The sequence below is a fragment of the Chryseobacterium sp. P1-3 genome (genome assembly GCF_000738495.1).
Classification (GTDB): Bacteria; Bacteroidota; Bacteroidia; order Flavobacteriales; family Weeksellaceae; genus Chryseobacterium; species Chryseobacterium gallinarum.
Genome location: NZ_JPEQ01000010.1, coordinates 182,023 through 201,906 on the forward strand (window position 1 = coordinate 182,023; position 19,884 = coordinate 201,906).

Genomic DNA, 19,884 nt, shown 5'->3' on the forward strand with positions numbered 1-19,884 from the left:
CAATGAAAAAACTAACCATATTAAGCGGTGCCGGAATCAGTGCCGAAAGCGGAATAAAAACTTTCAGAGACGGAGACGGTCTTTGGGAAAATCATAATGTAACGGATGTGGCAAGCCCGGAAGGATGGAGAAAGGATCGGGCTTTGGTCTTGGAGTTTTATAACCAGAGAAGACGCCAGCTTCATGAAGTACAGCCTAATGATGCTCATAAGTTATTGGCAGAACTGGAAAAGTATTTTGATGTACAGATCATTACCCAAAATATTGATGACCTTCATGAAAGAGCAGGTTCTACCAATATTCTTCACATTCATGGAGAATTATTCAAGTCTTGTTCGTGCAACGATAAAAGTTTGATTTATGAACAGAAAGGTGATATTAACATTGGAGACAAGGCGGAAGACGGAGCCCAATTAAGACCTTTTATTGTTTGGTTCGGAGAAGATGTTCCATTATATCAGACAGCAAGGGAAATCGTAAAAGAATCAGATATTTTATTGGTTATTGGCACTTCCCTCCAGGTATATCCGGCAGCAGGACTCATCCATGATATCAAAGATGACTGTCTTCTGATTGTTATCAATCCCAATGAAACAGGATTTGGCTACGGACAACGGGCTGTGGTGATAAAAGAAACGGCAACCCAGGGAATGAAACTGTTATTTGATAAGCTGGTAAATCTTGCATGATGGAAAATAAAGTAAAAGCCGGTATTTTGGGTGTTTGCATTGGAGATGCCCTCGGTGTTCCGGTAGAATTCAAAACAAGAGAAGATCTGAAAAGAAATCCGGTAACTAAAATGCTGGAATACATGTCCTGGAATCAACCCAAAGGAACCTGGAGTGATGACAGTTCTCTTACGCTTTGCCTTGCGGAAGAACTTACCAAAGGTTACGACCTGGAAAAGATCGGACAGAGCTTTGTAAAATGGTATAAATACGGGCACTGGACCGCTCATGGAAAACTTTTTGATATCGGAGGTACTACAAGACATGCCATTGCAAGGTTGGTAAAAGGAGAAAGTGCCAGGCTCTCAGGAGATATTTTTGAAGAAGACAATGGAAACGGATCGTTAATGAGAATCCTTCCCCTTGCTTTTTATCTCAGAAAAGAAGAAGACATTCAGAAGGTCTATAAGACCGTACAAGAAGTTTCAGCAATTACCCATGGACATTTTCGTTCTGTATTTGCATGCTTTATATATGTGGTTTTTGCGATTCAATTAATAAATGGAAAAAGCAAAAAAGATGCCTATACGCTTACGCAGCAATTGGTGTTGGAATATTCAGATTTTCAAGGATTTAACCCGAAAGAGATTGAACTGTTTTATCGGGTGTTAAAAAATGATATTTCCAGGTATTCAGAAGACGAGATCAGGAGTGGCGGATACGTTCTTCATAGTTTAGAAGCCTCATTATGGTGTTTTTTAAACTCAGGAGATTTTCCGGAAGCTGTTTTGAAAGCTGTTAATTTAGGGGAAGACACAGATACTACGGGAGTCATCACAGGAGGTCTTGCCGGAATTTATTATGGTTTTGAAAATATTCCTCAGGAGTGGATTGATGAATTGGCGAGAAAGGGCGATATTGAGCAATTGTGTGGTAAGTTGCAACAAAAATTAATGAATTAAATACAAACCATGAATGAAATAGAAAAGAAAAAAATAAGTAAATTTTTAAGCCTGATTCTGAGGCATCAACCGGAAAATATAGATTTAAAGTTAGATGAGAACGGTTGGGCTAATGTTGAAGAATTGAGAGAAAAATCAGCAAAAAAGAATATGTGTTTCACATTAGATGAATTAGATGAGGTAGTGGAAACCAATAATAAAAAACGATTTGCTTTTAATGAAGATAAAACCATGATCAGGGCAAGTCAGGGACATTCTATTGATATAGACCTGGCTCTGGAAGCACAACAGCCACCGGATTTCCTATACCATGGAACAGCGGAAACCAATATTTCTTCCATTTTGAACAACGGAATCGAAAAAAGAACTCGTCAGCATGTGCATTTAAGTGCTGATAAAGAGACCGCTACAAGAGTAGGAATGAGACATGGAAAACCTGTAATTCTTACAATCAGAAGCGGAAAGATGTATGAGGACGGGTTATCTTTCTATCTTTCGGCAAACGGAGTCTGGCTGACAGACTTTGTAGATGCAAAATATATTTCAAAGTAATATGGGCAGAACATTAGTCATAGGAGACATTCATGGAGGCCTTAAGGCCTTGCAACAAGTTTTGGAAAGGGCAGACGTTAGAGAAAATGACCAGCTTATCTTTCTTGGAGATTATGTAGATGGATGGAGTGAGTCTTCACAGGTGATTCGGTTTTTAATTGAGCTTTCAGAAAAGCAAGATTGTATATTTATTAAAGGCAATCATGATGCCTGGACGGAAGATTGGCTCAATTCCGGAAATGAGCCGAATGTATGGCTTTTTAACGGTGGAAAAAGTACTGTTGAAAGCTATGCCGGCTATTCTCCAGAAGACAGAAACATCCATCTTGAGTTCTTTCGACGGATGAAAAACTACTATATCGATGAACAAAACTATCTGTTCATTCATGCAGGCTATTCTTCTATGCATGGGCCGGAAAAAGAAGTATATTCCAGCAATTACCGTTGGGACAGAACCCTTTGGGAAACCGCAGTTGCAATGGATAAAAAGCTTGAGAAAAATTCAGAACTCTATCCCAAGAGACTGCTTTTATATAAAGAAATATTTATCGGGCATACTCCAACCCTGCATATTGGGAGTAAAACGCCTGTAAATAAAGCTAATATCTGGAATTTGGATACCGGAGCAGCCTTTACCGGAGCCTTATCCATTATGGATATTGATACTAAAGAATTCTGGCAAAGTGATGTACTGCCATCCTTATATCCTAATGAAAATGGACGCAACGGATGAGGTAATCATTATTTGACAGGAAGATAAGATGAGGTATGTTTTCATCTTTAACCCTCATAGGTTTAAAATCTATGAGATTTTAAGTTTTTATAGAATAATAAACAACAGAATTTGGAATTTTTAGCATTTTGTTTTTTTTGACCCAATCATATTGTCTAATTTTAAATCCCGAAAATATATTCCGATAATGAAACTGAAATATCTGTTACTCACGCTTAGCTGTTCCTTAATCTTTGCCCAAAAATCATTTCAGACTCCTTTTGAAAAAGGAAATGGCAATCAGACCGTTACTTATGATGAAATGAATGCTTATTACAATGATCTGGCAAAAAGTTTTAACAGTATTCAGTATCTGAAAAAAGGAGAAGATGATAATGGAAAACCTATCTATGTAGTAATTTACAATCCCTTTCCTGAAAAAAATATTGATAAACTGAGAAAAAGTAAAGCCATACTTTTCGTCAATAACGGAATCCATCCCGGAGAACCCGACGGAATAGATGCCACGATGATGCTGATGAGAGACCTTGCCACTAAAAAAATTAAGACTCCCCAAAACTTTATTATTGCTGCTATTTCAGCCTATAATATCAGCGGAATGCTGAACAGGGGATCTTATTCCAGGGCCAATCAGAATGGGCCGGAACAGTATGGCTTCAGGGGAAATGCGAGAAACTATGATCTGAACAGGGATTTCATCAAAGCAGACTCTAAAAACGCAAGAAGTTTCCAGGAGATTTATCAATGGCTGAAACCGGATGTTTTTATCGATAACCATGTCAGTAACGGAGCCGATTATCAATATACCTTTACCTATATTTCTACATTTAAAGAACGTCTGGGAAATGTTCTCGGCAATTATTTTTATAATGAATATCAGGCTAAAAACCTTGATGATATGAAAAAACTAGGCTATGAAAGCACTCCTTATGTAAACATTCACGGGGATGTTCCGGAAGTAGGCTTTGCTGCTTTTGAAGACTCTCCTAGATATTCTACAGGGTATGCTTCGTTATTCAATTCTTTAGGAACGGTACCTGAAACCCACATGCTGAAGCCTTATGACAAAAGAGTAGATGCTACCTACAAATACATGTTGGTAAATCTTGAAAATCTGGATAAAGATTACAGCAAAATAAAACAACTGCGCCTTGATAATTTAAAGCAATATCAGGCAGGGAAACAATATGGAATCCGTTGGAAAATTGACTCTACGAAATTTTCTACGATGGATTTCAAAGGATATGAAGGAAAATATAAACCCAGTGAGATTTCCGGGAAGCCAAGATTATATTATGATAGAAATAAGCCGTTTACAAAAAATATAAAACTGTTTACTACAGCCGTTCCTACTGGATATATCACAATTCCTAAATACTATGTAATCCCACAGGCACAATACCGGGTTTTGGATGAATTTAAAAGAAACGGAATTCAAATGAAACCCTTACAGAAGGATAGTACAATTGCTGTAGAATCATATAGGATTAAAGATTTTAAAACCGTTAAAAACCCGTATGAAGGCCACTATCTGCATTATGAAACGACGGTAGATACCACCAGTAGGAACCTCGGGTTTGCTGCCGGAGATTATTTAGTTCCTACAGATCAGCCTGGGGTAAAATATATCATAGAAACACTTGAGCCGGAAGCGTTAGACTCATTTTTCAACTGGAATTTTTTTGATGGAATCCTGGCTCAGAAGGAATATTATTCTGCTTATATTTTTGAAGATACCGCCGCTGAATTGCTGAAGAAGGATAAAAAACTGAAAGCGGCATTTGAAGCTGCAAAAGCTTCAGATAAAAAAATTGTTGGAAGATGGGACTGCTCAATTGGACTGGATCTACAAAAATTCGCCTTATTTTGAAGAAAAAACGTTCAGACAGTATCCTATATATAGAGTTTTATAATTAATTTGTTAAATAAAATATAATCGAAAAATAGTTGATTAATAATCTTTTTGTGTTTTGTAATTAATATTATTTTGTTTTTAATTTTTTGTAATAAAATTAACTAAATTGGTATTAAAATACGTGATATGAAAAAGATTTATCAATTATTGATGGGATTCTGCCTTCTGCCTTCAGGTATCGTAGCGCAATATACCCAAAGTTTTGATTCAGCAACAATGCCATCAGATTGGACGATTATTAATGGTGGTGATCCCGGAACCTGGAAAACATGGAGCACTTATGATAGCAACTTTAATAGCCCGCATTCCGGGTCTCATTTTTTAGGTTTGAAATATGGAAGCACTGCACATGATGATTATGCTGTAAGCCCTGCAATAACCATAACGGCAGGAGTATCAGATAAATTAACTTTCTGGGCCCGAAACAGAGGCTCCGGACTCGCTGAAAAATTTGATGTCAGAATATCAACAACGACTCCGACAGCAGCAGCGCTTACCGATACACTGGCGGCTTTGGTAACACCACCCGAAACGTGGACCCAATATACATATGATTTAACTCCTTATGCTGGACAAACAATTCATATCGCATTCTATTCATCCACGAACGATATCTGGTTCGTCGGAATAGATGATTTTGAGGTATCCGGAAATAATCTAAGTGTTGCTGACGTAACTAAACATAAAGCCTCCGTTTATCCTAATCCGGTGAAAGATATTTTAACGATCAAAAGTGAAGGCAAAATCTCAGAAATAAGCCTGTTTGATCTCACCGGAAAATTACAGAAAAAAGAAAAGATGAACTCAGCTAATGCCACAATCAATGTAAGCGATCTGTCTACAGGTAATTATCTACTTAAAATCAAGGAAGAAGGGAAAGAAAAAATTTATAAAATAATAAAAGAATAATCCCCAATAAAAAAGACGTTTCAACCGAAACGTCTTTTATTTTATCTTGGTAAACCTCTTTTTAAGGCTAGTTCTGCTCTTTTAATGGCGACTTTCTCCTTCCAGTCCATATATTTCTTTTTGAAATTAGACTTCATTATGTCGTCAAACTTACGCTGTACCGTCAGGTTCCATAACGAATGTGCCTTTACGGCCCATGATTTGTCCCATGCCCTTAGTGAGATGGAAAAAGAACCGTCCAGGTATTTCATCCAATGCCACCATCCGGTAGGCATAAATAGCGTATCACCATGTTCAAGGAAACATTCTATTCCTTCTACACCATCCAAAGCAGGGAATTTGGTAAAATCAGGATTTTCGATGTCATAATCTTCCAGTGCATATGTTGCATAAGGAATCTGATATAACCTTTCCTTCCATTTATAGTCAAAAAGAAGGATATGTTTTCTTCCGTTGAAGTGAGTATGGAAAATGTGAGCCATATCAATATCAAAATGAAGGAATGTTACAGAGCCTTTACCCCCAAAAAACATATTGGGATATTTATCCAGGAAACCTCCCATTAATTCTTTAGGAGAAATATAGTCTTCCAAAAGTTTCGGGGCATACTTTATAGGATCGAAAAGGAAAATTCTGAGATCCGTAGGCTCCCGTTGGATAAGGTCTATATAATCCCCGAATTTCATTTTCGCAGCAGAAGCGTTGATGGGAGCAGAAGGATCAGCCTTTGAGCTATCATATAGCGGGACCTCCACATCTCCTACAACCTCCTTCATATATTCCATCGTCCATTTTTGGTAAGCAGGCCATTTTTTTGCCATATTCCTGATGACAACGGGCCTTCTTGGCTTTAGATATTTTTCGTAGAAATCTTCTTTTGAAATGTCATCTACAACATCTATAGGCTTTAAAATTATTCCCATTTGATATATTTTATGTTACAAAATTATTAAATTAAAAATATATGAACACGTGTTTAAATTTTTTTTTTATCTATGATTCAAATCATTGTTTACTATTCAGATTAAATAAAATACCCCTGTTCATACAAGCTGCATGTTTTTGCATTAAAGAAAATATAGATATACTATAACCTTAAAATGTGGAAGTGGGATGAACCTTATTTTATTTAAATCATAAAAGATGGAAAAAATTTCAGATAGACCGTGAATTACTTTTTATTTACTATCTTCTTTCCCTTACATTATAAGTAACAAACTGCCCGGTTCTGTTACCATTGGGAATGGGAAAATAGAAATATGGAAAATATAACTATTTTTGTAGTGATATGGGTTTAACTTTTCAAATTTAAACTGATCTTAAGAAAAATGTAACGAAAAAGTACAATTAATAACTAATTAGGCAAATAACAAACATGAGAAAGATTACCTCTTTATTCCTGATGCTTTTTTTTATAACATCAGCTTTTGCACAAAAAACAGTATCTGGTAAGGTTACAGACGATGATGGGGTGGCTATACCAAGTGCAAGTGTTATTATTGAAGAGCCTGGTAAAGATGCTATCCTCGCCTACGGAATCACCAATGCCAAAGGAGAATATAAAGTAACCTTTACTTCTGCAGAGGCCAATGTTGATCTTAAAGTAAAAGCGTTCAACCAGAAACCCCTTATAAAGCAGATCAGTAATAGTGACCAGGTTCTTAATTTCAAAATGCAGTCTGAGGCTACCGAAATAAAGGAGGTACAGCTGAAAACTAAAATGATCACTGCGAGAGGAGATACCATTTCTTATGACCTTAAAGCCTTCAACAGTAAAAATGACAGGACATTGGCGGATGTGATGAAAAAAATTCCCGGAATTGAAGTCAATAAAGATGGTACAATTCTCTACCAGGGAAATGCAATCAATAAATTCTATGTCAATGGGAAAGACCTCATGGAGGGAGGTTATGGTACCATCAACAATTCGCTTCCCAAAGATGCGGTACAAAAAGTGGAAGTACTGGAAAACCATCAGCCGGTAAAAATTCTTCAGGACAAAGTTCCATCGGATCAGGCAGCCATTAATATCAAACTTAAGAATTCTGTGACGATGACCGGCAGAGGAGAGGTAGGAACAGGTTTTGGTGAACCATGGCTTTGGAACGTAAAGCTTACCCCTATGTTTTTCGGGCAGAAAAGCCAATGGGTAGTCAATTATAAAACCAATAATATGGGCGAGCAGGTAGAGAGCGAAGGGAATATTCTGGCATTCGGAAGCAGCTGGGAAGGAAAAAGGAGCAATGTCTCGCAGAATAACTGGCTGAATGTGGAAAACGCAAGTGTACCCGCTCTTCCCGTAAAAAGATATTTGATGAATAGTGTGCATTATCTTTCGGCCAATTATCTTACCAATATTGACAAAAAGAAAGAATGGGAGCTTAAGGCTAACGCCAATTATACCAATAATGCTGTAGAAAGAGAGTCTGAAAGTATAACAAATGACTTCCAGCAAAATGCTCAATATGCCAATAAATTCATCAATAACTTTTATACCGATAAGCTGAAAGGAGAGCTTATTTTTACTAAAAATGCTAAAAAAGGTTTCTTTAAAAATACCACAACATTTTCTCAATATTGGAATGGTGACAGGACCAATGCTTACAGAAAGGATCAGCTTTCGGAAAGAACCGGAATGGAAGCATTGCAATCTCCCACATCTTCTTTCCAGAACTCCTTAAGTACCATTATCCCATGGAAAGAGAAGATGATTAACCTGAAGTCTTATATCAACTATCAGGATGACAGGCAGGATCTTCAGATTTCTCCGGCCAATTATATGCAGATTCCTTTCAGGGACTCCACGGACGGTCCATTGAAAACAATAGATTTTGTTCCCGGAAGCACAGCATTACAACGCTTTAGAATCAGGACATTAGATACTTCACATTCTGCGAATGTAAGCTTTACAAAAAAAAGGCTGGACATTCACTCCTCAGGTAGGATTGGATTACTCCACCAATAAATTGGATACCAATTTTGATGGGGTCACCATATCCGGAAATCCGGATTTTAATAGCTCTGCCTATGAAAACAGTTTGAAATTTACTGAAATCATTCCTTCAGCCTCTGTAGGGGTGAATTATAAATCGGAAGCCTGGAGCTTATTTGCCAATTTCCCGGTAAATTTTAATAACATTAAGGCAGACGATGCATTGAGAAATGTGTCCAAAACACTGAACAAAACAACCTTTACCCCTAATATTTTTGTTCAGTATTCATTTGCCTCTTTTTTTAAAGCAAGTGTAAACGGAAATATCAGCAATAATTTCGGAGATATACAGACTGCCTATGGAGGATATATCATGACAAATCCGGGAAGCTTTAATGTGATGAATCCTTCAAACCCGATACCTCAATCTACTACCAACAGTTTAGGAGGAAGATTAGAATATAGAAACCCGCTTAATAATCTTTTCTTCAATGTAGGAGCAAGATTGGGAGATACCAAAAACAACCTGATTGCATCCACATCTGTTAACCAATACGGATTCAGGGTAACGGAATACCTGGAAAGAGAAAATAAAAAAACCAGTAATAGCTATTATGCAGAGATAGGAAAATACTTCCCAAAATTTAAAACCAATGCCTCATTAACCTACAATAAAACAATTTCAAAAACCCAGGCCATACGAAATACTGATTTTGTTGATACTAAAAGTGACGGAAATACATTCGGGATCAAATTTAATAACACCTACTTCTCATGGATGAGTATAGACTTTAATGCCTCCAAAACATGGAATAAGCAATCAAATATTTTCCTGACAGGGAATCTGGGGAAAGCAGAAGAATATACCCATAATTTGAACGTTTACTTCTATCCACTGGAAAACCATACGATAGGATTTTATTGGGATCAAATCAATTCAAAATCGGGAGACACAAAATATAACAACGGATTCTTTGATCTTTCCTATCAGTTTTCGTGGTCCAAAAAGAAAGTGGATTTTGAACTGAAATGGATGAATATTGCCAACAAAAAAGTATTTGAAAGAATCGATATTGATAACGCTACCATTACTCAGACAGCCATGAAGCTTCGCCCAAGCCAGGTAATGTTGACGGTAAAATTCAACTTTAAATAAAAATAAAAACCAATCTATCCGGATTGGTTTTTTTGTTGGAATATTTTGTATTTAAAAACTTTGCTGATCAGCAGACGGGCCATAGCTTCCCGGAAGCGGAATATCATTTAACCTGTAATAAACACCCAATTGTGCTCTATGGTGTGTAATTTGATTCAAGGCATGGCGGATGGCTCCGTATTTGCTCCAACTGGCTAATTCATGCCCGTCATTTTTAATAGTCCAGCTGGGATTAAGCTGTTCTTCATGAGCATTTTCCAGAGCCTTTTTTCCTGCCTGATAACTTTCTTCTAATTTATTTAAAAGATCTTCTTTGGTGGAAAGCCGGGTCGGCTGATACTCTCCTTTCGCAAAATCCAGTTCAGAAGTATTCAGGATGGTATTGGGCCATTCAAAGACTTCTACCAGGTGTGTAGCCAGTGGCATCATTTTCATGCTTTTTTCATGGGGAGCATAATCATTTTTTCCTTCCGGAAACAATTCAATAAATTTTTTTTGTGGTTTGAAATTCTCCTTCCAGTTCGGATTTTAATTGAGATAAAGTGTCCATAATATTTTGTTTTTTGGAAACTTAAAGGTACGCGTTTTTAGAAAGAAAATGTTGTAAGGGAATCACAATTTTTTGTCAGCGTCTGCCAATGAAATACAAAAGACCAATCTTAAAAAAATAATTTCAAAAAAACTGTAACAAAATAAAACTTATGATTACTAATTATATTAAACTTGCTACAATGAAAAAGTTATTCTCGGTATTTCTTTTTGCTCTTTTTGCTTTTGTTGGAGCTCAGGAGTCTAAAGAAACAGCCAATCGTTTCTTTTATGAACTAACTTTTAAGCCGAAGAAGGATTCTGCAAAGCTGGAAAAAGTAATGATGTCTCTTGATATAGTGAAAGACAGATCTATTTATAGGGATTTTACAGCTATTGGACAGGATTCTATTCTGAAAGTTCAATTTGAGGCAATGAAAAAGGCAGGAGTTTTAAAGGATTTATCCAAATCGTTTAAAATGCCAAAGTTTTCTGAAAAAATTGTGAAGACCTATCCGGATATGAAAATCCAATACATCGAAAGAATTGCGAACGGATTTTCTCCTATGAATATCGGATATAATGAAACATTGAAGTTAGACTGGAAAATTTCTGACGAAAAAGCAAAAATTGGAGCCTACAATGCCCAGAAAGCAACAACGGAATTTGCCGGAAAGAAATGGACGGCTTGGTTTAGCTCAGAACTTCCTTTTCAGGATGGACCGTATAAATTTTCAGGACTTCCAGGCTTGATCGTGAAGATTGAAGACGAAGGCAAAAATTATTCCTGGGTTCTTCAGGGAAATAAAAAAATTCCAAACTGGGAAGAACTGACATATATGGAAAAGCTTTCCAATGTTGGTTTAAAAGTAACAGAAATGCCAAGAGAAAAGTTTGAAAAAACGTTCAATGATTTCAAAAAAGATCCATTTGCTACAGCAAGACCTCTGATGACTCAGGAAATCATGTCTAAAACAATTCCTGGAATGGATGGAACAATTGGAGACATGATGAAGAAGCAGGAAAAGATGTATAAAGATTTCTTCAATGCTAATGATAATCCCATCGAGCCTCCTTATGAAAAACTGAAAGTGGGGAAAGTAGAAAAAGTCGGAAAAGAAAACTAAACAAGACTTCATATCAACTAAATTATATTTCAAATCACCCCAGATACAGCAATGTATTTGGGGTGATTTCTTTTATACCAAAACGTTATTTAGATTAAATTTAAATAACGTATATTTGCAGGACTAAAAATCAGGCTTTGAAAGAGAACGGTTTACATAAATTAAGTGGGTTCCCTAAAAATAAAATAGGGAAGATATTGGGATATGATAATGACCATCTGAAAATGCCCAATAAAATCATTGAAATGGGCCTCCTTCCGGAAACGGTTTTCAGGATTTTATACCAGGCTCCGTTCAATGGACCAATGTATGTAGAATTTGGAGCAGAGAAAAGCCGGATTGCTCTTCGCGAGGAAGAAGGAGAATACATCATTGTTGAAGAATTGAATTAATGCAGGAAAATAAGAAAAAACAGATCCTTTTAGTCGGGAATCCCAATGTGGGAAAGTCGACGGTTTTCAATACCCTTTGTAATAAAAAGCAGAAAACCGGGAACTACGCCGGCGTTACCGTGGCAAGCCATTCGGGAAACTATGTCTATAAGAATGAGGAAGTGGAAGTTATTGATCTTCCCGGATCTTACAGTGTTTATCCGAGTTCTGAAGATGAGGCTATTTTTTCAAAATACCTTATTGATGAGCAGAAAAACTATGCAGGAGTTGTGTATATTCTGGAAGCCCTGAGCCTAAAAAGAGGCCTTCTCCTGTTTCAGCAGATTCAGGATCTGGGTGTTCCTATGATTTTGATTGTCAATCAGATTGATCAGGCAGAAAGAAGAGGAGTAACCATTGATATCCAAAAATTTTCTGCAGCTTTAGGCATTAAAATTATTCAAACGAATGCTAAAGAGCAGATCGGAATTGATGAAATCAGGGAGGCTGTTTATAACAATGAGTTTGTCAATACAGGAAAAGTTTCATTTGAAACTCCCAATGAACATAAAGCCTTTATTCAGAAATTAGCTTCTCATAAAGGATTTGATAATGAATACAAAGCCTGGATGAGCCTGTCATTGGGAACAGATTTGGGAAGAATAGAATCTGTCGGGGAACTGATGGAAGAAAATGGACCCAAGAGTTTGGTTCCTAAAAGACTACAGGTACAGGAAACTGTCAGGAGATATCAGAACGTTGATAAAATTTTAGAAGATGTAATTTCAAAAAAACCTCAGTTTAAAGAGCTGCTGACGGAAAAGCTGGATAAGGTTTTGGTTCACAGGTTTTGGGGATATGTGGTTTTTATGGCCATTTTACTTCTCATTTTCCAAAGCGTATTTTTCCTGGCTGAATATCCGATGAGCTGGATTGAAAGTTTTTTTTCATGGTTGTCTGCATTTACCAGTGAGCATCTTCCGGAAGGACCTGTTAACTCTCTTATTTCCAACGGAATTGTTCCGGGAATCGGGGGGATTGTAGTTTTTGCACCTCAGATCGGGATTTTATTATACTTCCTTTATCTGCTGGAGGATTCAGGGTACATGGCAAGAGTGGTTTTCCTGATGGACAGACTGTTGCGGCCATTCGGGTTGAATGGTAAAAGTATTGTTCCGCTTGTTTCAGGAACAGCTTGTGCTATTCCCGCGGTAATTTCTACCAGGAATATTGAGAACGTTAAAGAAAGGTTGCTGACAATCCTGGTAACCCCATTCATGACCTGTTCCGCGAGACTCCCGGTATACAGTATCATTATCGGCCTGATTATTTCAGAAGGAACATTTTTAGGCATAAAATATAAAGCACTGGTTTTGATGGGAATGTATCTGCTGGGATTTTTAGTGGCTTTATTTTCTGCTGCCATTCTTAAAAGATTTATTAAAGATAAAGGTAAAACCTATCTGGTAATGGATCTTCCTGCTTATAAAAAACCGCTTTTCGGATATGATCTTAGGATGGTTTTAGGAAAAGTGTGGGATTTTATTACCGGAGCCGGGAAAATTATATTCATTGTGAGTATCATCATCTGGTTTTTAAGCTATTTTGGACCTAAACAACAACCTGACCAGCTGGTAGCAACCAATGTAGAGCTGGATCATTCTTATCTGGCAAAGATGGGGAAAGGAATAGAACCGTTGATTGAGCCATTGGGGTACGACTGGAAAATGGGAGTAGGGATCCTTACCAGCTTTGTAGCAAGAGAGGTTTTCGTAGGAACGATGTCTACCTTATACAGTTTGGAAGATGATGCTCCCGAGGTAAAAGTAATTGATAAAATGAGACGGGACGTAAAACCGGACGGCGAGAAAGTATTCAGCTTTGCGACGGGAATTTCAGTTCTTTTATTTTATGCATTTGCAATGCAGTGTGTCTCTACACTTGCAGTGGTCTACAGAGAAACCAAAAGCTGGAAATGGACTGGCTTTCAGGTGATAATGATGACCGGTTTGGCCTACTTTGTATCAATGATAGTATATCAGATTTTAAAATAATGGACTCTTCACTAATTTTTCAATACATAATTATATTTCTGGTGGTTGCATTTGCCTGCTACTCACTTTTTAAGGTACTCAGAAAGAATTTTGCCCCCAAGAAGTTCAGTTCAAAAAGAACCAACTGTGATAAAGATTGTGGCTGTTCTTAACGTAAATTTCATGAGGTAATTGAAAAAAATGTAGTAAATTCATTTTTTTAATTTAAATTATCCAATTTGAACCTTCAAAAAGCAGGATTCGTTTTGTTGTTTTTATTTGCTATCCTGAGCAAAGCACAAACTGATACCGATACTGCCAATATTAAATCCTATGCGGATCAGGTTATGATTCGCGCCAACCTTGATACCAATCTTGAAAGCTTTATTTTTTCTGAAGGAGAAAATAAAGATGAAAATCAGCAGATATTTTCCATTAATAACAAAATAAAAATATCATTGTCTGTTGATTACAGGATCATCAGTGCAACACTTTCATTTGCGCCCCGTTTTTTCCCTGATAATAAAGATAATGCACTGAAGGGAAACAGTTCTTATACGGACTTCAGTTTCAGGCTTTTTCCAAAAAGATTTATTCAGACCCTCTATTACAAAAACGTAAAAGGATTTTATCTTGAAAATATGCAGGATTTTGTTCCCGGATGGCAGGAAGGGAAAGATCCCCATATCCAGTTTCCGGATTTAAGGGTGCAAAGCTTCGGAGGATCTACCTCTTATGTTCTTAACAAAAATTTCTCAGCAAGAAGTATTTATACTCAGGGAGAATGGCAAAAATACAGTGGAGGCAGCTGGGTACCGTTTCTGGATTATGATCTTACTGTTTTTTCCAACACCATGGATGGACAGAAAAGTAAGGAACTCCAATATAAGATCGGAGCCAATATAGGCTACTTCTATAATTGGGTAATAGGCAAAAAAGTAAATATTGCCCCTTACCTGGCGTTCGGATTGGGAGGGAAATTTTCCAGCTTCAGAGATTATGCAGAAGGAGGATCAAAAGAAAATGCACAGTATTTCACCGTGAGAATGGAGGGCGGACTTCATGCGGGCTATAATACAGATCGCTTTTTATTTGGAGGAAAGCTGAATTTTAGTGCCTATGCTTACGATCAGAAGCAAAATCAGACCGTAGAAAACAATACTGTTTACGGCCTGCTCTATATCGGGTATCGGTTTGCTCCTCCAAAAGTGGTGGAAAAGACATACGATAAAATTCAAAAAAAGATTCCTGTTTTATAAATGAAAGGTCTTTTAATTATATTTGCGTAGAAAATTTAGAAAAAAAACTTTAAAAATAAAACATAATGTCGTTAATAAAATCTATTTCAGGGATCAGAGGGACTATAGGAGGAAAAGTAAATGATAATCTGACCCCTCTTGATGTGGTAAAATTTGCTTCGGCATTCGGGACCTGGCTTCAGAATAATAAAAATAAAAAAGACCTTACCCTTGTCATCGGAAGAGATGCAAGAATATCAGGACAAATGGTTTCTTCCTTAGTAACTGCAACATTACAGGGGCTGGGAATCAATGTGATTGACCTGGGACTTTCTACTACACCTACGGTAGAAATAATGGTGCCCGAACTGAATGCTGACGGAGGAATTATCCTTACGGCATCCCATAATCCAAAACAGTGGAACGCCCTTAAATTATTAAATGATAAAGGAGAGTTTATCAGCGGTGAAAACGGGGCTGAAGTTCTGGCTCTGGCAGAAAGCGAAGATTTCAACTATGCAGAGGTGGATGATCTGGGGAAATATGAAACAAGAAGTGATGCTTTTGATATCCATATCCAGCAGATTCTGGCGCTTCCAATGGTAGATGCAGAAGCTATCAAAGCAAAAAAATTCAAAGTAGTACTGGATGCGGTAAACTCCACAGGAGGGATTGCTATTCCTATGCTATTGGACCAATTAGGGTGTGAAACCATAAAGCTTTATTGTGAACCAACAGGGCATTTTCCACACAACCCGGAACCTTTAAAAGAACATTTGGGAGACATTTGCGAGTTGGTGAAAAAAGAAAATGCAGACCTGGGAATTGTTGTGGATCCGGATGTAGACAGGCTTGCCCTGATTGACGAGAATGGGGAGATGTTCGGAGAAGAATATACCCTGGTTGCTGTTGCAGATTACCTGCTGAAACATAAAAATGGAGCAGCCATTTCCAACCTTTCCTCAAGCCGTGCTTTAAGGGATATTGCCCGTGCCCACAATTCTGAATACTTCGCCAGCGCTGTAGGAGAGGTCAATGTAGTTACATTAATGAAGGAGAAAAATGCCGTGATTGGAGGAGAAGGTAACGGCGGAATTATTTATCCTGACCTGCATTACGGAAGAGACTCTTTAGTAGGAATCGCATTGTTTCTAACGCACCTGGCAAAAGAAAACAAAACCGTTTCCGGGCTGAGGGCAGGGTATCCAAGCTATTTCATGGGAAAAAAGAAAATTGAGCTGACGCCTGAAATTGATGTAGATGCTATTTTAAGTAAGATGGAAAAGGAATACCAGAATGAGGAGATTTCTACAGTGGACGGATTGAAAATAGATTTTGAAAATAATTGGGTACACCTTAGAAAATCCAATACAGAGCCCATTATCAGAATTTACACAGAAGCAAAATCACAGGAAGAAGCAGATCAATTGGGAGACGCTATCATTGCTAAAATTAAAAGCCTTATTTAAATAATAAAGAACGGACATTGTTCCGTTCTTTTTTGTAATATATGTTCAGGAGATCGTACAGTAAGAAACCAGATACAAAAATTTAATCACAATTTCAGTTTTTTTATCCACAATCCTTTTATCTGTTTTCTTTTTTTTACTATTTTTTATAATAGAAATTATGAACAGGAAAATTCAAAAAAAAAAGTTGCAACTTTGCACAAATGTTTGAATATCAGTTCAGATGTATTAATTAATTTAAAAGTTTGCCGAGGTCTGCAAGCAAATTCAGGCATCTGGCCGACTAAAGAGGACACTATTGGAAGAGTATTTTGGAAATGAACTTGTAAAGAAGTTCGAGGAAATGATGGAAAATAATGATGAATTCTACTTCGATACGGAAGAATTAGAAGACATTATTGTTTATTATTTGGAGCTTGGTGATTTTAATTACGCTGATATGGCGGTTAATTATGGACTGAAGCTTCACCCTAATTCTTTAGATATCAAGACTAAAAAACTTGAAATTCTTTTGGAGTGGGAAGAATATAATACGGCAAAAGAGCTTATCGATGAGCTGAAAGGATCCTCCATGGAAAATACAGACTTTATGGTTTGCTACGCCAAGTATTATTCGAACTTAGGAAACCCTAGAAAATCCATTGAAATTTGTAAAAAAGCACTTCAGTTAGGAGAAGAAGAAAACTTCCTCCACAACTTTATTGCAGATGAATATGTGAATCTCGGAGATCCTTTTAACGCTCTCAGACACTATAGAAAAGCACTGAAAGAAGATCCTACAGATGAATACGCATTGGAAAACTGTATGGTCTGCTTTAGTGACCTTAACAAGAGCGAGGAGGCTATTGCCTTTTTGAATGAATATTTAGATGAATTTTCTTATTCCGAAGTAGCCTGGTTCGAATACGGACAGTTCTACTTCAACAGAAAAAACTTTGAAGAAGCAATAAAGGGATATGACTATTTACTGGCTATAAACTCAAACTCTGTGGGGGTGTATGCCAATAAAGCAGCTTGTTACGAAGCTTTAGGGCAATATCAGAAAGCAATTGAAACGTATGAGGAAATGCTTGAATTGGAATACACCAAGGCATTTACTTTTTATAAAATCGGGTTGTGTAATAAAGCTTTAAAACAACCTATTTTAGCACTCAATGCATTCCAGAAATCATTAAGAGAAGACCCACAGTTTTATCTTGCCATGATGGAACAATCCTACCTGTACGAAGAAATGGGAGGAATGACGGAAGCGCTGCATTTTGCAAAAGAAGCTACCCAGCTGAACGAAAATAACCTAGACTATCAAAAGAGACTGGCGTTTCTGTTCATTGATTCAGGAAAATTTGAAGAAAGCCTTTCCTGTCTTAAAAAAACTTGTGGATGCAGAACCGTCAAGGTTTTATAACTGGTACGCCTATTCAGAAGTATTAATGCTTTTAGGGGAATACGAAGAAGCGGTTACTGTTCTCAATAAAGCCGTAAAAAAGCATTACAGGGCAGAACTGTTTTACCAGCTGAGTAACTGTTTTTTCAATCTGAAAGAGCAGGATAAAGGCCTCGAATCTCTTCAGAAAGCCCTGGATCTGGATTCGTCCCTGGCGAAAGATATGCAGAAAAAATATCCTTTCATCAAGGATGAAGTGAAAAAGGTAAAAGCCAGAGTAAAGAAAAACTAACTTTTATATCTCAATAAAGAATCCTGCAGCAATGCAGGATTTATTTTTTTGCAGCAGAAGAATTTGTTCTTAAAAAGATCAGCCCGGCTATGATCACTCCGGCACCAGCAAACTGCATATAAGTTAACTTTTCACCATCTATAATTCCCCAGATAATCGCTACAATAGGCATAACCAGAGTAACAGTGGAAGCAAAAAGCGGAGTAGAGACTTTCAGCAGACGGTAATTCATCATCATCGCCAGACCGGTTCCGAAAATGGAAAGCAGGCTGACAAACATTAACCCCAGCATATTGTCTTTGGAAAAGGTGAACTCAGAAAAAAATCCGGTACAGGTCAAGGCAATAATAGAAGGAAAAAGCAATACAAATGAAAACACAAAAGCAGATAAAATCGTGGAAGAAACTTCCATCAGTTTAGATTTTACCGTTGTCGTACTCAATGCATAACATAAGGTGGCCAATAACAGCAGGAGTATCGGAATCAACTTAAAAGTTGCGTTGGTTCCTCCTCCAAAGGCAAGGATACAGACTCCTGTAAAGCTTATTAATGTTCCTATAATTTGCTTTCTGGTTGTTTCAAATTTCCAGACCAACGCTCCTACAATAATCACAAAAATAGGCATCATAGAATTGATTATCCCCGCAATACTGCTGCTAACCTCCGTTTCTGCAATAGGAAATAAAAACATGGGAATAAAGTTTCCCGTAAAAGCAGCTAGAATAAGCCACTTTAAGTGCTTTTTAGGGAAAAGTTTGTAGTTGGAAATTGCAATGGGCATTAAAATAATTCCTGCAATAAGAACCCTTAGTCCTCCTACCTGAAAAGGATTGAAATGTTCCAGCGATTTTTTAATCAAAATAAAAGATGATCCCCAGATAATACTCAGGATGATCAGAAGAACCCATTTTTCTTTATCTGCGTTCATTATTTTCGTGTAAGATTTTTAAAAATTCCTGCTTAGGAATCATTCTGGCGCCTAAACTTTCCAGGTGATCAGTATGCGACTGGCAGTCAATGAGTTCCAGGTTGTTTTTATTGCTTTCCACAAAATGGATAAATCCTGCTTTGGAAGCATTGCTTACTTTAGCAAACATGCTTTCCCCACAGAAAAGATTTCCAATCTGTAAACCATAAAAACCTCCCACAAGTTCTCCGTCCTGCCATACTTCAATACTTTTTGCCAGTCCATACTCATGCAGCTGAATAAAAGAGTTCATGAGTTCGTCAGAAAGCCATGTGCCGTTTTGCCCCTTACGTTCAGATTGCTGGCAGTTTTTGATCACTTCCCTGAAATTTTTGTTCTGAGAAAAAGAGAAAACATTCCTGTTGAGAATTTTTCTCATCGATTTTGAAATTTTTATTTCATCCGGATATAAGACAAATCTTGGATCAGGGCTCCACCATAGAATTTCTTCCCCGGGATTATACCATGGGAATATCCCCAATTGATAAGCAAACCAAATACGTTCCACAGAAAGGTCGCCCCCAAAAGCAATTAGCCCTTCATGACCGTCATACAGCTCAGGATCGGGAAAAGAAATCTCGTTTTTATCTAATCGGACCATTTTTAGAAAAAAAATCCCACTTAGCAAGCAGGATTTATATTTGATCT

The 19,884-nt window shown here is 37.3% G+C and carries 14 protein-coding genes and 3 pseudogenes; 13 read left to right on the plus strand and 4 right to left on the minus strand.

Annotated elements, in window-relative coordinates; all coding sequences use genetic code 11:
• Positions 1–2: 2 nt before the first annotated feature.
• The 6 genes and pseudogenes from HX13_RS15095 (at position 3) to HX13_RS15120 (ending at position 5,739) form a co-directional block, all read left to right on the plus strand.
• Positions 3–689, plus strand: a complete 687-nt coding sequence (locus HX13_RS15095) for an SIR2 family NAD-dependent protein deacylase (RefSeq protein WP_050021774.1) — start codon at positions 3–5, stop codon at positions 687–689.
• The gene (locus HX13_RS15100) at positions 686–1,630 is read left to right on the plus strand and encodes an ADP-ribosylglycohydrolase family protein (RefSeq protein ID WP_316931324.1); all 945 of its coding nucleotides are present in this window, start codon (positions 686–688) and stop codon (positions 1,628–1,630) included. The genes HX13_RS15095 and HX13_RS15100 overlap by 4 nt, the downstream gene beginning before the upstream one ends.
• Before the next feature lie 9 nt (positions 1,631–1,639).
• On the plus strand, positions 1,640–2,182 hold the full coding sequence (locus tag HX13_RS15105) for an RNA 2'-phosphotransferase (protein WP_050021775.1): 543 nt from the start codon (positions 1,640–1,642) through the stop codon (positions 2,180–2,182).
• Position 2,183: 1 nt separating this feature from the next.
• Complete coding sequence (locus HX13_RS15110) at positions 2,184–2,915, plus strand: metallophosphoesterase family protein (RefSeq protein WP_050021897.1); 732 nt, start codon at positions 2,184–2,186, stop codon at positions 2,913–2,915.
• Between the two features lie 187 nt (positions 2,916–3,102).
• Positions 3,103–4,828, plus strand: a pseudogene (locus HX13_RS15115) (hypothetical protein).
• Positions 4,829–4,956: 128 nt separating this feature from the next.
• Complete coding sequence (locus tag HX13_RS15120) at positions 4,957–5,739, plus strand: T9SS-dependent choice-of-anchor J family protein (RefSeq protein WP_128572439.1); 783 nt, start codon at positions 4,957–4,959, stop codon at positions 5,737–5,739.
• 41 nt (positions 5,740–5,780) lie between these two features.
• Here HX13_RS15120 and HX13_RS15125 read toward each other — a convergent pair whose 3' ends face one another.
• Positions 5,781–6,662, minus strand: coding sequence for a cupin-like domain-containing protein (locus tag HX13_RS15125; RefSeq protein WP_050021777.1), 882 nt, complete (start codon positions 6,660–6,662; stop codon positions 5,781–5,783).
• Positions 6,663–7,114: 452 nt separating this feature from the next.
• Here HX13_RS15125 and HX13_RS15130 point away from each other — a divergent pair.
• Positions 7,115–9,827 (plus strand): annotated as a pseudogene (locus tag HX13_RS15130) (hypothetical protein).
• Between the two features lie 51 nt (positions 9,828–9,878).
• Here HX13_RS15130 and HX13_RS15135 read toward each other — a convergent pair.
• A complete protein-coding gene (locus HX13_RS15135) occupies positions 9,879–10,307 on the minus strand; it encodes a DinB family protein (RefSeq protein ID WP_238555385.1) in 429 nt (142 codons plus the stop codon).
• A gap of 251 nt (positions 10,308–10,558) precedes the next feature.
• Here HX13_RS15135 and HX13_RS15140 point away from each other — a divergent pair, with 251 nt between their 5' ends.
• From HX13_RS15140 to HX13_RS15165, 6 genes and pseudogenes are all read left to right on the plus strand, one after another.
• Positions 10,559–11,482 carry a GLPGLI family protein gene (locus HX13_RS15140; RefSeq protein ID WP_050021898.1) on the plus strand — a complete coding sequence of 308 codons (924 nt, stop codon included), beginning with the start codon at positions 10,559–10,561 and terminating at the stop codon, positions 11,480–11,482.
• 137 nt (positions 11,483–11,619) lie between these two features.
• The gene (locus HX13_RS15145) at positions 11,620–11,874 is read left to right on the plus strand and encodes a ferrous iron transport protein A (RefSeq protein WP_050021778.1); all 255 of its coding nucleotides are present in this window, start codon (positions 11,620–11,622) and stop codon (positions 11,872–11,874) included.
• Positions 11,874–13,907, plus strand: coding sequence for a ferrous iron transport protein B (gene feoB / locus HX13_RS15150; protein ID WP_050021779.1), 2,034 nt, complete (start codon positions 11,874–11,876; stop codon positions 13,905–13,907). The genes HX13_RS15145 and feoB overlap by 1 nt, the downstream gene beginning before the upstream one ends.
• Positions 13,908–14,125: 218 nt before the next feature.
• A complete protein-coding gene (locus HX13_RS15155; protein ID WP_050021780.1) occupies positions 14,126–15,145 on the plus strand; it encodes a DUF4421 family protein in 1,020 nt (339 codons plus the stop codon).
• Positions 15,146–15,210: 65 nt separating this feature from the next.
• Positions 15,211–16,593: a phosphoglucosamine mutase gene (gene glmM, locus HX13_RS15160; RefSeq protein WP_050021781.1), complete on the plus strand. Its 1,383-nt coding sequence runs from the start codon at positions 15,211–15,213 to the stop codon at positions 16,591–16,593.
• A 298-nt stretch (positions 16,594–16,891) separates the two neighbouring features.
• A pseudogene (locus HX13_RS15165) lies at positions 16,892–18,269 on the plus strand (tetratricopeptide repeat protein).
• Positions 18,270–18,309: 40 nt separating this feature from the next.
• On the opposite strand, the gene HX13_RS15170 reads toward HX13_RS15165, so the two are convergent.
• Together HX13_RS15170 and aat are read right to left on the minus strand one after the other, a co-directional pair.
• Positions 18,310–19,197, minus strand: a complete 888-nt coding sequence (locus HX13_RS15170) for a DMT family transporter (protein ID WP_050021782.1) — start codon at positions 19,195–19,197, stop codon at positions 18,310–18,312.
• The gene (aat, locus tag HX13_RS15175; protein WP_050021783.1) at positions 19,184–19,837 is read right to left on the minus strand and encodes a leucyl/phenylalanyl-tRNA--protein transferase; all 654 of its coding nucleotides are present in this window, start codon (positions 19,835–19,837) and stop codon (positions 19,184–19,186) included. Before aat ends, HX13_RS15170 begins: the two co-directional genes overlap by 14 nt.
• Between the last annotated feature and the right edge of the window lie 47 nt (positions 19,838–19,884).